Source organism: Marinibactrum halimedae (assembly GCF_021234875.1).
Taxonomy (GTDB): Bacteria; Pseudomonadota; Gammaproteobacteria; order Pseudomonadales; family Cellvibrionaceae; genus Marinibactrum; species Marinibactrum halimedae.
Genome location: NZ_JAJQVM010000038.1, coordinates 25,741 through 42,542, shown reverse-complemented (window position 1 = coordinate 42,542; position 16,802 = coordinate 25,741). Strand labels below are relative to the sequence as shown.

General features: G+C 48.0%; 4 protein-coding genes. All 4 read right to left on the bottom strand.

Going from position 1 to position 16,802, the window contains the following annotated elements; translation table 11 throughout:
- Positions 1–850, bottom strand: an 850-nt coding sequence (locus LU351_RS17765; protein WP_232595442.1) for a condensation domain-containing protein, incomplete at its 3' end; no start/stop codon positions are given.
- Positions 847–13,731 (bottom strand): non-ribosomal peptide synthetase, encoded by a 12,885-nt coding sequence (locus tag LU351_RS17760; RefSeq protein WP_232595441.1) that lies wholly within the window; start codon positions 13,729–13,731, stop codon positions 847–849. The genes LU351_RS17765 and LU351_RS17760, both read right to left, overlap by 4 nt.
- Positions 13,732–13,872: 141 nt before the next feature.
- Positions 13,873–14,865, bottom strand: a complete 993-nt coding sequence (locus LU351_RS17755; protein ID WP_232595440.1) for a TauD/TfdA family dioxygenase — start codon at positions 14,863–14,865, stop codon at positions 13,873–13,875.
- A 120-nt stretch (positions 14,866–14,985) separates the two neighbouring features.
- On the bottom strand, positions 14,986–16,635 hold the full coding sequence (locus LU351_RS17750) for an NAD(P)-binding domain-containing protein (RefSeq protein WP_232595439.1): 1,650 nt from the start codon (positions 16,633–16,635) through the stop codon (positions 14,986–14,988).
- Positions 16,636–16,802: the final 167 nt, after the last annotated feature.

Here is a 16,802-nt window from a genome sequence, read left to right as displayed (position 1 = left end):
CAGGCACACCGGCCAGCTTGTTCTGCCAGTACGCCAACTGCTTATTCAGTAATCCCTCTTCATCCAACAATTTGCGCTGCCAGACACTGTAGTCCAGGTATTGAATGGGCAGTGGCGCCAATGCCGGCTCACGCCCTGCTTGCAGGCACTGCATGATCTGGCTGAACTCGTTCATCATCACACCACTTGACCAGCCATCACTGATAATGTGGTGCATGGTAAGCATCAGCACATGTTCCTCATCTGAAAGCTGGATAACTTTACCGCGCAGAAGTGGCCCAGACGCTAAATCAAAGGGAGTGGCCGCTTCAGCCTGGCAACGCTGCTTAGCGTCTTCTCGACGGAGAATGTCGTCGCTACAATCACTTAGGTCAACGCATTCAAGAGTAAAATTCAACTGCGCTACCACAACCTGCGTGGCTTGCCCGTTCTGGCTGGGAAAGATCGTGCGTAGGTTTTCGTGGCGGTGAATGATGAGCTGAAAGGCCTGCTCAAGGTGGGCAATATCCAGTTTACCGTGGAGACTCACGGCCATTGGAATGTTGTATCCGGCTTGGCCTTGTTCAAACTGGTCAATAAACCATAACCGCTCCTGGGCATAACTGAGCGGGAAGGTATTGATCTCTCGTCCGTCGGCGTCAATCCGACTCACTGGTTTAATGGCAGTGTGCTTGCCGGTCTTATCAATCTCTTGTAAAAAGCCAATGATTTCCGCTTTATTAGTGACTAACTGCTCACGCAATTCTGGCGTTAATGCACCTTTTGGGGCTTTTAATTTCAGTTGCCCCTTTTCTTGTCGGATCTCAATCCCTTTGGTAGTTAAATGGTTAATCAGAGTGAAAATACTCATAGTGATAACTCCTCAAAGTCTTCATCCGCCAATACTGACTCCGAGGGTTCCTGTGTGTGTTGGGCGATGATAACTTGAGCAATGTCAGCGACGTCAGCCAATGTTTTCACGCTGAAAAAAGCCTTCATGGGAAATTCTATTTCTAACTGACTGCGAATTTTTGAGATAACCTGTGTGGCTAACAAAGAGTGACCGCCGAGCTCAAAGAAGTTATCGTTCATACCGATAGTGTTTGGTTCCCGTTGCAGTACGTTTGCCAATATGTCTACCAGTTGCTGCTCAAATTCACTGCTGGGCCCTATGTATTCACTATCCGACACTATGCTGACGTCCCTAGCCTCTAGCAGCCGACGATTCACCTTGCCATTGGGGGTCAGTGGTATCGCCTCTAGCCATTGGAAGACAGCCGGCACCATATAATCCGGTAAGGTCTGTAGCAGATGCGTTCTTAACGACTCAATCGTCGGTTGCTCTGCATCATCGACGGTAACGTAAAACGCAATCAAACGCTGATCACTTGCCTCACCCTGTGCCACCACCACGGCGTTGCTGAGTGCCGAGTGTTCGTTCAACCGCGCTTCTATCTCACCCGTTTCTATGCGGTATCCACGAATCTTCACCTGTGTGTCCATTCGCCCAAGACATTCCAGGTTGCCATCCTCAAGCCACCGCACGAGGTCCCCGGTTTTGTACAAGCGAGTCCCAGGGTTAAAGGGGTTATCGATAAATCGCTCTTCGGTAAGCTCAGGACGACCCAAATACCCTCTGGCCAGACAATCACCAGCAATATGCAGTTCACCTGGGACGCCAATGGGTTGCGGATTTTGGTACGGGTCCAGCACATAGACCTGGGTATTGTTCACCGGAATACCGATGGGTGTGATCGCCCCTGCCGAACTTGTGGCGGCAGGTTGAGCGCTGCAATCGTAAAAGGTGGCGTCAATCGTGCATTCGGTCGGGCCATACAAGTTGTAAAGGCTGGCAGCCGGTAACGCCTGCTGGCAACGCTCCACCAACCGTTGCTCCAGTAGTTCACCACCGCACAGAATCGCTTCAAGGCTGTCACACTGGTGCAATTCCGTCTGCTCCAATAGGGCGTTTAAGAGCACCGGTACACATTGCAACGTCGTGATCTGATGCGTCACGATGGCATCGTGTAATTGTTGTGGGTCTTTTTCGATACCTGGGGCGGCCATCACCACGGTGCTGCCACCCAGCAACGCCATCAACTCCCACTGCGCCGCGTCGAAGTTAAAAGCGGTTTTTTGTAACACAGACTTACCCACGCCCAGGGCGAGCTGGTGAATGATCCACTGCATGTGGTTCACGATGCTTCGGTGTTCCACCATGACGCCTTTGGGCTTGCCGGTGGAGCCTGAGGTATAAATCACATACGCAAGATGAGGGGCTCTGACCGCTCGTGTGAGTGATAAGTCCGCACAGGCATCAATGTCTGCCTGTTGGGTATCCAGCACCAGTAATGGCCGGTCCGCCTGTGCCAGTGCGCTGAGCTTGCTCTGATAGCGCGCTTGGGTGATAACCAGGCACGCTTGGCTGTCTTCCAGCATGTAGGCAAGTCGATCTTCCGGGTAGCTCGGATCCAGCGGCACATAGGCCCCTCCCGCTTGCAATATCCCGAGGATACCCACCATCATGTCCAGCGACCGTTCCACACACAGCCCCACCAAGGTATCCGGCTTAACCCCGACGGATTGAAGGTATAGGGCTAGGCGCTGGCTGCGCTCATAGAGTTGTTGGAAGCTGAGAGACTCGCCTTGCGCGGCCACGGCAATGGCATCGGGTGTGGCGTTGACCTGCTCCTCGAACCATTCATGAAGGCATTGGTTTCTGGGGTAGTCTAGATGTGTCTGGTTGTATTGCGTTTGATTGTATTGGGTCAGAGTGAGCTGTTTTTCAGCAGCGGTAATCAAGCGGAAATCTTGTATTGGGCACTCTGGCTGAACGGTAAGCTGTTGCAGAAGCCGTTCAAATTGTCCCATCAGGACGCTGATGTGTTTTTCGGTATAAAAGTAGCCATCCCACGTGCAAGTTAGAGCAATACTGCCTTCAGAAATGGCCCGCAGAGAAAGTGGGTAATTGGGGGCTTCATCGCCCATAAAGTCCACAATCAAACGGTTATTATCGGAGATTTTCTCTACGGGATAGTTTTCATAGACAAACAGAGTTTGAAAAAAAGCGTCATTGTTGCTGTTATCCAGCATTGCTTGTATACGGGTCAAAGAAGTGGTTTCGAAATGCAACTTCTGAGACTCTCTGCTTTGCATCTGTTTGAGTTGTTCCAGCAGGTTCCGCTGACCGTCAAACGTCATGCAGGTGGGTGTGGTATTGATGCACAACCCCACCATCTGATCGCCATTTTGCACACCCTGCAGCCCAGAACGCCCAGAACTGACACTACCAAACATGACGGTTTTATTGCCGCTATGCAGGTGTAATAACAGCCCCCAAATACACTGCAGTGCAGTATTCATGGTAATACGATGGGCTTTCAGCATCGTTTCCAGTTTGACTGAAACCTCTGCTGATAGCGTTAACGTTGTTTCATGAAATGCCTCTCTGGCGGCTAGCTCATTGTTGTATTCGGTTAAACTCGCCATCGGCAGCGGTGTTTTCACGTCATACTGGCTTAAATAGTCCTGCCAGAAAGCAGTTTCTTCCTGTTTGCAAGTGTCCGTTAGCACCTTCAAATAGGCACTGTATGGCGCCGTTGCTGGCAGTGAATGGATCTTTTGCTTACTGTTTAACAATGATTGATAAAGCTTAAACAAGTTTGAAAGCACAATGCTCTGAGACCATCCATCCAATACAATATGATGTTGTTCAAACAATAAATAACAGCAATTCTGCCCCTGAAATAACGTCATGCGTAGCAAGGGGCCTTGCTCAAAATTGATTCCGGAACGCTTACTTTCCTGCATCCAAATGTCGCAAGCGGCTTTTAAGGCTTCGTCGTTTTTCTCTTTCCAATCAACAAGCTTGATATTGACCTCAAGCTTTTTAAGTATCACCTGCAAGCCTTCATTGATGCCTGCGCTGTTGTCAGTGATCACCTGCATGCGCAACGCATCATAGTGATTCACCACTTGCTGCCACGCTTGTTGCAAAACATTGATGTCCGCCTGCCCCTGAAAACCAATAGCAGACTGTGTCAGGTACATGCCGTTGTTGCTGTCAGTTTGGGAATACAAAGTTTCGAACAGCATTCCCGACTGCAAGGGAGTAAGTGGGAAGATATCCTGAATATTATCAAGCTCAATATTCCGCGTTTGATGCAGTGCAGGAATAATGCTGTCTAACTGGGGGAGTGAGGCGTTCAATAGCGGGAAATCATCTGGCGTGAAGCCCAGACGAGAGGTTTCGCAGCAGTGCTCCACCAGGGATTTCAACGCGGCAATAAAATGATCAGGCCAGAGATTGACTTTCTCTCTTTGCCAAGCTTGCGGATAGCTGAAGCTGAAGCTCAACTGGTCAAAAACGACAGCACCATTGATGGTAATCGCCCGAAAGGCTTCTCTTTGTTTTGAGCTGCTGGTCCCCGTTGAGTTATCACTCAAACGAAAGTGATGCGTCTTTTCGCCACGGTCACTAGACTGAAAATCTCCAAGAAAATTAAACACCACTTGAGCTTGTGGCACCTTACGGATGATCTCAGACTGATTTACGTATTTGAAAATAGAGAAACCCACACCTTTATTGGGGATAGAGTGCAGAGTCGTCTTGATGTCTTTGATGCTTTGACCCATATCCCGTGGGTTAGATAGCGTAAGGTGAACGGGATAAAGACTGGTAAACCAACCCAGGGTTTTGGTGATATCAATACTTGGATGCAACAGTTCACGACCGTGGCCTTCCATGTGAAGCAACATTTCCTGATGTCCTGTCGACTGGCAGTAACTCAGCATCAAGGCGGCAATCAGCAAATCGTTGATAGTGGTACCGTAGGCCTCATGACAATGCTTCATCAGTTTTTGTGTATCGGCTTTAGACAACACGACTTCGTGCTGCTGCATTTCATGCTGATAAAACGTCTTATCGTCGAAGACGTTTTCGATATTCTGGGCCTTTTCAGCAAAATCATTCCACCAACTTAAATCGGCTTGTCCTTGCTCGGTTTCCTGATAATGGCTGAGGTCTTCTACCCAGTTACGATAAGAACTTCTTTTCGCGACAAGCTGCAACGGTTGCTTCGCTAATTGCTGATCAATCAACTGGTTTAGATCTTCCAGCAGTATGCGCCATGACACGCCATCAATGGCCAAGTGATGAATAATGATCGCTAACTGATTCGGGTGACGGCTCTGCCCATCAAAATAAAGGCAACGCATGATAGGGCCATTTTCAAGGTCCAAACTGGTCTGCCAATGATTACAAACGTCTTCTACATAACCCGGAATTTTCTGTATCTCTAGATGGTCAATGTTGTAGGTATGAATACCCAACGACTCGGCTTCTGCAGGGATATCGGCATCATAATATTGCTGCCACTTACCCTCTATATGTTGATAACGCAGCCTAAGCGCATCGTGCTGCGTCATCAGAGTTTGGATGATGGCAACAAGGTCACTAAAAGACAGCTCTGATTGCAAATTCAGCAATACCGACTGATTAAAATGATGCAGATCGGTTTGGCAGTGGTCAAAGAAATACCGTTGCACCGGGCTTAGCGGTACATGACCTGCCAGAATGCCCTGCTCTTTGATGATTTCTCTGGATTTGCTGACATCACAGTGGCTCAGTAGCGCATAAATACTTTGGTGATTGAACATGTCCCGCACATCAAAATGAATACCCTGGGCAGTGGCCTTGGCCACAACCTGGATGATCTTGATGGAATCACCACCTAGCTCGAAAAAGTTATCGTGAAGACCAATCTGACTGGCCTCTACGCTTAAAATTTCTCCCCAAATATTCGCTAACTGTTTTTCAATCGCACTGCGAGGCGCCACATAATCCTGTTCCAAACTGTGGTTAGCCTGCATAAGCGCTAGGGCTTGACGATTTACCTTGCCATTGGGGGTTAATGGCATCGCAGCGAGGCCCACAAAGGCGGTTGGTATCATATAGTGTGGTAGGGTCTGCCGCAGCCAAGCTTTAAATTCTTCCCGAGGGATCTCCACCAGGCCTTGCTCATGGCTGCCATGGGCCACATAGAACGCAACCAGCTGCTTATTGCCATTCACCTCTTGGACAATCACAGCACCATCTTGAACACGATTGTGCTGAGTGAAACGGGATTCAATTTCACCAACCTCAATGCGATAACTGCGGATTTTCACCTGGTTGTCGATACGGCCTAAATATTCAATTTGCCCGTTGGGCAACCAGCAAGCCAAGTCACCACTTTTATACAGGCGCCTATGAGTATCACTGTATGGATTCGCGACAAATTTTTCCTGAGTCAATTCAGGGCGATTTAGGTAACCTCGCGCAAGACCGCATCCGGCGATGCGCAGTTCGCCCGGCACGCCAACCGGCACAGGATTGTTGTACTGATCAAGGATATAGACTTGGGTATTGCTGATTGGGGCACCGATATTCTGAACGGTAAAGCTGCCTTCAATGGTGGTGGAAGTGGCTACGACCGTTGACTCTGTCGGCCCATAGTTGTTGACGAGAGTGAAGGGATAGCTCTTTGCTTCATATTTTGACAACTTATCACCACCAATTAGCAGATACTGCAAGTGAGTCAGGCCTGATACCTCTCGCTGCATGAGCTGTTGCGCCATTGGCGTTGGCAAGAAACTATGGCTGATTTGGTGATCGGTGAGAAACTGGTGTAGAGAGGCAATATCAGTGTAGGTTTCATCGTCCACCACACACAGAGTCGCGGCACTCAGAAGGTAGGGCCACATTTCCCATACCGACGCGTCAAAGGCCATATTCGCCACCTGAGTAGCTCTACTGTGGATATCTACCCTGAACGCTTTTTGGTGCCAAGCACAGAGAGCGTGCAAATTCCGATGTTCGATCATGACGCCTTTCGGCTTGCCCGTAGAGCCAGACGTATAAATCACATAAGCCAGATTCTTGGCCGTCACTTCCTCCCGAAGGCTCACTTGACTGGAGGTTAATTCACCCACAACCCGGCTGACTTCCGCCCAATCGTCATCGATGGTGATTAACCGAGTGTTCTGCACGATTACGTCACTGATTCTGGATCTATATTTTTCCTGGGTCAGCACGATGGGGGCCTGACTGTCCTCCATCATGTAGTTAAGTCGGTCCACCGGATAGTCAGGGTTCATGGGCACGTAAGCACCGCCCGACTGCATAATCCCAAGCATTGCTATCACCATGTCCGCACTTCTGTCCATACAGACGCCTACCAAAGTGTCGGGACGGATATTAGCATTTTGCAGGTACAAGGCCAGGGTTCGGCTCTTGTCGAACAGCTGCTGATAGCTCAACGGTGTACCCTGATAGATCACAGCGGTTTTATCGGGATACTGCTCTACCTGCTGAGCCAGTAGGTGGTGAATGCACCTGCTCTGGTCGTAATCCAGTGACGTCTGATTGAATTCGGTGAGTATGCGCTGTTTGTCATCTTCGGGCAGAAGACTCAAATCTTTTATCAGAGCATCCGGTTTTTCCAACAATTGCAGTGTGATCCGCTCAAACTGCGCCATTAGGTTAGAAATGGACGCTTCACTGTAGTAGCCAGCATCCCAAGTGAAGGTCATCTCCAACGTCTCTTGGGCAAAGGCCGTCAACGCTAACGGATAGTTCGGTGCTTCATTCCCAATAAAATCTTTGAGCAGGTTACTGGTCTCGGATATCTTCTCGATAGGATAATTTTCGTAAACAAACAGGGTCTGAAAGAAATCCTGATTCGTATTGATGTCGTTTTCACCGATTGCAGACAAGGATTCCTGAATCTCCACCAAAGGCGTGATTTCGTAGCCCAGTTTTTCTGACTCTCGGGCCTGCATACTGGTGAGTTGTGCCAACAGTGTTTGCAGAGCATCAAATTGAATGCAGGTAGGCGTAGTGTTAATGCATAAGCCCACCATCTGATCGTTGTGTTTGACATCCAAAAGACCATTGCGGCCTGAGCTGACACTGCCAAAGGTGATCGATGGGTTACCGCTATGCAGATGCAGCACTACGCCCCAAACAAATTGCAACACCGTATTCATGGTCAATCGATGCTTTTTTACCAATTGCTCAAGCTGTTGGGTCGTGTCTTTTGACAGGCTTAGTCTGGCGCTTTCGAAGGCTTCTTTTGGCCCGGAGTTCAGAGACATGGCCTCTCGGTCATAATCGGCAAGGCGTGCAAAAGGCAGCGGTGTCACCTCTTCATGAGCGCTCAGGTATTGTTGCCAATATTCAGCCTCCGCTTGCTGATCTCGATTCAGTAAAAGTTGCACATAAGCACGGTAAGGTGCAGTGGCTGGCAGGTTGTAGTCTTGCCCTTTCACTAAGGCCTGATAGAGATTAAATAGATTAGACAGCACGATATTTTGGGACCAACCATCTAGCATGATGTGGTGCTGTTCAAAGAGCAAATAGCTTGAGGCCTTACCTTGCAGCAGGCTCATTCGCATCAGCGGGCCTGTTGTATAACGGATGCCTGCCCGCTTATTTTTTGCCATTTGGGCGATACAGGCATCTTTTAATTCGGCATCTGACTTGTCACTCCAGTCTAAAAAATCGATCTTGGCATCACACTGCTTTTGAATCACCTGCATACCGGCGGCATTGATCATCCTCTCATCGGCTATCACCTGCATCCGCAGCGCATCATAATGATTCACTACCCGCTGCCATGCCTGTTGCAGCGCACTCCGCTCAGCCTGACCGTGAAAACCGATGGCAGACTGAGTGATATACATCCCTTTATTATCGTCCGTGTCGGCAAGGAGCGTTTCAAACAGGATGCCAGACTGCAACGGCGTTAACGGATAGATATCCTGAATGTTATCGAGCGTAATGTGTCGTTGATTTTCCAACACAGGAATGATGTCGTCGAGTTGGGCCGTTGAGATTTTTAATAGCGGGAAATCGTCGGGGGTATAACCCAGCCTTGGTGCATTGCAACAATGGTTAATCAGTGACTCCAGGGCAATGACAAAATGGTCTTGCCAGGAACAGATCGCTTCACCTTGCCAGTGTTGAGGATAACTGAAATCAAAAGACAACTGATTGAAGACCACCATTCCATTAATGGTCACCCGTTTTGCTACTTCACGATTGCCAGCGCTGTTGTTTCCGCAGGTATTTTCAGAAAAGGTGAAATAACGATCACGAGAGTCTGGTGCCTTTGCCTGAAAGTCTCCAAGAAAATTAAACACTACCTGAGCTTCCGGCAGTGCCCGCAGAACGTCATCTTGGTTCATATAACGGAAAATCGGAAAGCCAACCCCTTTGTTGGGAACAGCGTGCAATGCCGCTTTGACGTCTTTGATGCACTGCCCCACATCTTCAGGGTCAGACAATGACAAACTTACCGGATAAAGGCTCGTAAACCAGCCCAGAGTTCGTGTGATATCGATGGTTGGCTGGATTTGCTCACGGCCATGGCCCTCCATATCAATCGTTAAGTGTAGACTTCCCGTGCTCTGGAAATAGCCCAGCATCACGGCGCTCATTAGCAAGTCATTGATATGAGTGCCATAGGCTTGATGACAATGCTTCAGCAGTTTTTCTGTGGCTTCCCGTGACAGGCGCACATTATGTTGAGCCATGTCTTCTTGACGATAACCTTTCGCAAGCAGTGGTTTCGTCACAGCAAGGTCATGACCGGTTTGCAGTTTGTCAGCCTGTAGTCGCCACCATGCCAAGTCCTGCCGACCCTTTTCACTGTCTTGCCAGGTGGCAAGTGAGTCTACCCAATTGCGGTATGAGCTGCGCTTTTGTGTCAGTGCTAGAGGTTGGCTATTGCGCTGCTGATCGATCAGCTGATTCAAATCTTCAAGCAAAATACGCCATGAAACGCCATCGATAACCAGATGATGGACCATAATGGACAGCTGATCGCCAGAGGTTTGATCACGGATATGGTCGTTTTGAGCCCCTTTAAAATAAGCCCAACGTATCAATGGGCCTTTATCCAGATCGAGACTCGCTTGCAGTTCATTACACACACGAGTGACAGCATCGGTATTGGCGCCTTGGAGATCGACATAAGTCATCCCCATCCTACTTGTGATGTGCTTCGCCCCGAGATATTCCTGCTGCCAACCGTGCGCTGTTTGACTGAATCTCAGCCTCAGTGCATCGTGCTGCTTCATCAATACTGTGACGATGTCTGTCACATTTTGCTCTGACAGTTTCACTGTCAGATTCAGTAATACGGATTGGTTGTAGTGGTGACGGCTCGTATGGTGATGTTCAAAAAAGTGTTGCTGGATAGGACTTAGCGCAACCTCCCCTTCCAGCATACCGCTCTCGTGAATAGTCTCTTTCGACTGGTCAGTGTCGCAGTTTTGCAAGAGCGCCTGAATGTTCTGATGGTTGAACATGTCGCGAGTCGTAAAATGAATGCCTTGGTCAATGGCTTTGGCCACGATCTGAATGGTTTTAATGGAATCTCCACCCAGTTCGAAGAAATTATCCTGAATGCCAATGTTCTCTGGCGCTAAACCCAAGACCTCAGACCAGATGGCCACCAACTGTTTTTCAACGTTACTGCGGGGCGCAAAGTACGCCTGTTCAGAGGTCACCTCCACGTCCAAACTGGAAAGCAACAGCCGATTCACTTTGCCATTGGGCATCAGCGGAATCTCTCGCACACTCACAAACGCCACAGGTAGCATGTAATCGGGCAGACCTTGCTGTAAGTGTCTTCTGAGTTCGTCCGCCGCCAAGTCCATCAGATCGTCGCCCGTGCTGTCGACTGCCACATAATAAGCGACTAGTCGCTTATTAGTCGCTTGCCCTTGTGCGACCACAACACTGTCTTTCAGGGCCTGATGTTCATTGAGACGCGCTTCGATTTCACCGATTTCGATACGGAAACCTCGGATTTTCACCTGAGTATCGATACGGCCCAGATATTCCAGGTTGCCATCTTCCCGCCAACGCACTAAGTCACCGGTTTTATACATGCGGGAACCATCGATAAACGGATTCGGCAAGAACTTCTCGGCGCTTAGTTCCGGGCGATACAAGTAACCTCTCGCCACGCCATCTCCGGCCAGATACAGTTCGCCGGGCACCCCCGAGGGAACCGGATTGTTAAAAGAATCGAGTACATACGCCTGGGTATTTGTGATCGGCTTACCAATGGTTTGTACGCCATTGGCGTGTCGCAACGTATAGGTAGAGTAGGTGGTATCTTCTGAAGGGCCGTACAGATCGTAGACTTTCTCCACACTCGTCTGCTCATAGAGCTTAGTGACCAATCGAGTAGACAGCGGCTCACCTGCCAAGTTAATGGTGGTGACAGAGTCGGGTACCGCCTTAAGGTCGATCAACTCTTCGATGGCAGAAGGTACAGTATTAATCAAAGTGATTTCTTGCGGCCTCGCGACCTCTGGCAAGGCCATGATATTGGGCGCCAAAATCACTTTGCCCCCCACTGCCAGGGTGAGGAAAATTTCATACACCGACAGATCAAAACTGATCGAAGTGGCGGCAAGAACCCCGCTCAATTGTTGCGGGTGATAGACGTCTTGTGCCCAATTGATAAGGGCAACAGCATTGCGGTGTTCAATGGCGACGCCTTTGGCTTTGCCGGTAGAGCCGGAGGTATAAATGACGTAGCTCAAATGCTCTGGTGTGACCTCTTCTTTCAATCTAATGTTGCGAGAACGAAGCGTATCGACTTGAGCACAAATGTCTTGCCACTGCACATCGACAACAACCAGCTCAACCTCTTTGGCTAAAAAATCTGCCAGTTTGTCTTCACAGTCAGCTTCAGTCAGCACCACAGAAACACGGCTGTCATTGAGCATATGCTCCAGGCGCTCTTGTGGATAGCCAGGGTCCAAGGGTACATAAGCGCCACCTGCCTGAAGAATTCCAAGCATGGCAACCAGCATTTGCGGCGACCGGTTTATACAGATGCCGACCAGACTATCTGGCCCAATATCCATGGATTGCAGGTACAAAGCCAGACGCTGACTTTGCTCGCAGAGCTCGCGATAACTCAAGCGCTCATCCTGATCAATCACAGCGATATTATCCGGGTTACGGTTTACTTGTTCTGTAAAAAAGTGGTGTATGCACTGAGCCTGGCTATTGGCATAGGCAACACGCTCCCCATTAAAATCATTCAATAATTGCTGTGTTTCCGCTGTGCGAATAAAGTTCAGCTCACCCACTTTGGCATCGGGGTCGTCGACCACTGCCTGACAAATGGCGCGAAAGTGATCTGCCATTCGGGCCATCGTGTCTGGTTTAAACAGTGCCCTGCCGTATTCAAATGAACCCTTCAACCCTTCAGTGGATTCTTTTAAATCCAACGTAATATCAAATTTGCTGTTCGCCACATCAAGCGGGTAGGCGCTCATTCCTGGCGCCAACACTTCCGTCGGCGTGTTTTGCAAAATAAACATGACCTGAAAGAGCGGACTAATAGCTGCATTGCGGTTGGGTTGCACCACGTCCACAATTTTCTCAAAAGGGGTGTCTTGGTTTTCAAACGCTTCTAAGCTGGTGGTTTTCACATCACTCAGCAGCGAGGTGAATGTCGCCTCCCCTTTGACTCGATGACGCAGCACCAAAGTGTTGATAAAAAGGCCAATTAAACGCTCTGTCCCGTCATAGTGGCGGTTAGCCACCGGGCTGCCAATGCAGATGTCTTCCTGATGGCTATAGCGATACAGTAATACGTTAAACACCGCCAGCAACACCATATAAAGTGTACAGTCTTGTTTTTCTGCCAGCTGCTTCAACCGTTTTGTAATCTGCGCATCCAGTTGAAAATAATGCCGCCCCCCCTCAAAGCTCTGAGTACTAGGACGCGTAAAATCGGTGGGCAAATTCAAGTTTTCCGGCGCACCCGCAAGCTTTTGCTGCCAGTAATTCAGTTGTTTTTGCAATAGAGACGTTTCTGTCGAGTGCTTGGTCGACAGATCAGACTTGTCATGTTGATTACGTGATTCACCACCCAGCCACTTTCTTTGCCAGAGGCTGTAATCCAGATACTGAATGTCCAGGGGAGGCAACAAGGGTTCCTGTCCCTGATTGAGGGCTGCCATGATCATCGCGAATTCTTTGACCAACACTCCCATGGACCAACCATCACTGATGATGTGATGCATATTCAGCATTAAAATATGACGTTGATCAGAGAGTTTGAAAATCTTGGCCCTCAAGAGAGGCCCACAAGCAAGATCAAAAGGCTTTTTGGCTTCGATCTCACATCGTCGTTGCGCTTCCTCGTGACGTTCCTGTTCAGAATCTAGAAAGCTCAGATCTTCTTGTTCCAAAATAAAAACAAATTTATCCAGAATACGCTGCCGGGCTTTGCCCTTGTGACTTGGGAAAATCGTTCTTAAATTTTCGTGACGGTCGATAATCAGGTGAAAAGCGTGCTCAAGCTGACTGACGTTTAAGGGCGAATGCACCGTACTTTCAATATTGACGGCAATGGGGATGTTATAACTGACGCTGTTGCTTTCCAGTTGATCAATAAACCAAAGCCTTTCTTGTGAAAAGCTGAGGGGAAAATCCGTCATGATGTTGCCGTTTTCATCAACGCGTGCCACCGACTGAATCGTCATCCATTCTTCTGCTGTCGCGCGCTTGTCTTCCTCTTTCAAAAAAGCGATCACGGCCGATTTATTCGCCCGTAGCTCATCGCGAATTTCAGCGTTCCAAACTCCTTTTGGTGCTTTAAATTTAAGTTGCGAATCTTCTAGCCACAGTTTGATACCCAGTCCTTTTACCTTGTTTAAAAATGTCACTATCGCCATGATTCTGTGTCCTTAAATTTTTACGGCTTTTCTTTTTTCACTGTACGATCTTTCGCTGTACGATCTTTCGCTATGCCACCCAGCTTTCGCTGTGCCACTCGGGGCACCTATTCAAACTGCCAATTTTTTTGATAATAAAACTTATGACATAGCCACTAAGATTTTGCGGGCACCGGAGAAAGGGGCTCGCCCGTGGGCCATCAATACGTTATCGAGGATTAGGGCATCGCCTTTTTGCCAGGGGAAATAAATTGTTAGCTGTTTAAACGCATTTCTGATGCTATCGAGTACTTCATTTGTCATCTCAGTGCCATCACCAAAACAGGCATGTTGAGGTAACTCATCCAGTTTGCCATCACACATATCCACCATGGCGTCGTAATAATCACGAGGATGGTTAGAGACGTGAAACTGATCTGCCTGATTAAACCAGGCCTTTTCTTTAGTGATGGGGTGAGTGGCGACACCCAAGCCCAACTGAGTGGTTTTCAGGCCGCCGTCTTTTTTCCATTCAAAGTCAATATTGGATTTTTTGCAGAACTCACTGACTTTATCTTTATCTTCCGTCTCAAACGTTTCCTGCCATGATGGGCCAAAAAATCCGCTACCATCGTGCATGTTTCGAATGTAGGTGACTTTACGTTGCTCAAACATTTCGATCACTTCAGGGTCCAGAAGCGCCAGTACTTTTCGTCCATCCGCAATTAATGTATTGCCATCTTTAACGGGTGGTGTCACACAACAAAAAAACAGATGCTCAGGCCACTGATCGTTATAGGAAAATTCGTTGTGCAGAGAAATAAAATGTTCTTGTGGATACTCGGTAGAGGTGTAAATCCCTTTTAACAATTTGGTACGAGGAGAATTACCACCCGCATAATCCAGCAATGTGGCGTGTCTGAAATCCCCCAAAAAATCATTAAAATGGGCGAGTGAATCGATACCAAAATTACGCACTAAAATAGCACCATGCTCTAACAGTTTTTGTTGAATAAAATCACTGTGTTCCTGCTTCCATGCACTGAGTTCAGATAACCGACAATCACCAGATGGACAATCACCAGATGGGCCTTCAGCTTCAATGATAAATGGGGAGCCTGTTTGCTCGTTGAATACTCTTGTTGTAATGGTCATTGAATCATTATCCTCTTATGAAGAAGGCAAAAGGCCCATCCAGTGCGTTTTTTGATGTCTGGTGCTGATTGTTTTTAAGTGCGATGATTTTTAAGGTCTATTGATTCTTAGGTGCTGAGTTTATTCGGCAATTTCCATTGGACTGGCGATGTCTTTACCCATGGCCGCGTTCGTGCCGATCACAACCTTCGGCATGACAGTCTTTTGCATCGCAGGCTTAACAAAGTCTGATGTCATCGCCGCTTCCATCAGCGCTTCTTTGAATATATTTTCAGTCACTTCTCGAAAACATTCCCTTTCATAATCGTTTTCCAAATCTTCGAGTATGTGACGCTCGTAAGACATCTTGCCTTTGCTGTAGAAGCGAATAATAGGGTGGAGATATTCAACCTCATGGGCCTTGGCCGGTGACGGGTCGCGCTCAATGTTAAAAGGGTCAGTGACGTGGCTGAAATCTCCGTATTCCAAAGAGATGGTGCAATAAGATTCTTTTGACGACAGCTCGCTGTCTTCCATGTATTCAATCGGCACGTCCTTCATGTAAATAACGTCTTCGGGTGTATCAAACACCATCACGTCTCCCATGAAACCTGGCTGTAAAAACATGGAAGAAGAATAGGTCAGCTGTCTCAATACGTGCTTGGCAATCACCGCCGAGTCTGCAGACAGTTTTTCTGCCGGCCAGGCAATGCCATTGTTTTTCTTGTTCAGAATGTGAGATAAGGCGCGGATGTTGTATCGAAACCCGTGGATGAAACCAGACATAGTGCGTTTGAAATCGCGCTGATGCATCAGCACGCCGGCAAAGTACATGTTGGACACGTTGGTAGATTCCCATGAGCTGGTCATTTTGGGAAATTTACCTTCGTGGCTCAAAGCCGGTCTGCAACTTTCATCGAAAATGGTGTTATCGAATTTAAAACCCGTTGCCATAATGACATGATCAAAGGGTATCGAGCGCAACTCATCCTTCGCATGGGTATAGTGGATGTGCGCCATGATTTTGCCATCATCAGTGCGTTCTAAAGAGGTAATATCGGCGTCCAGCACAATGTTTTGTGACTTCAACTGGTAGGTATCAAGAAAGTTATTATTCACCGCGCGGACGTTGCCGACGTAGTGTGTGTTCCAAGCCAATTTGATGGGATTGGGACTGCACAACGCCACCGTGGCAGAAGTCTCAATAAGGTTTTCTGCGGTTTCTAAAGCAGAATTACCTTTACCCAAAATCAGTACGCGTTTGTTTTTGTACTTCATTGGGTCAATGTCATGCTCACTGTACATCTCTGCCAGCTCTGCACCGGGAAATGTCGGCACTTTCTCTTTAGAGAATCCGGTGGCCACAATCAAGTTTTTCCCTTGAACGACCTCGCCACTTTCGCTTTTCAATACAAACTCACCGCCGCTTTTGCTGACATTGAGCACTTTAAAACCGAATTTAATATTCAAGTTATGCGTGGTGGTAAAGTCTTCCAAATAATCAGTGAGTTTATCCGCTGAAGAGAAATAATCCTGGCTGTATTCAGGAAAGAAGACTTTGTCATTGAGTAATGAATTCCAGTCCCAACGTAAATTCATTTCAGCGTCGTCAAAACCGGTATTAACTTTGTTAATTGAGATGAGCTTTCTATGACGTGGATAATGACGAAAAAATTCCCCCACTCTTTCAGCAGATTCAACGATGGTGTAGCTTTGCTGTTGTTTTTCTAAAAAATACGCAAGCTGCAAACCAGCAGGCCCTGCTCCTACAACAATGTAATCTAACTTCATAATTATCTCCGTATATAAATTGTGCTAGAAAACATTCGATTGGATTTTCCGGCACAGTGGTAATAACAGTGGTAATAATTGGGTTTTATCGAATTCCCCACCAACAGAATCCGTACACCAAAATCCGACCTTCAACTCAGTGAGTGAGGGCCTAAGTGTGAGTGAGA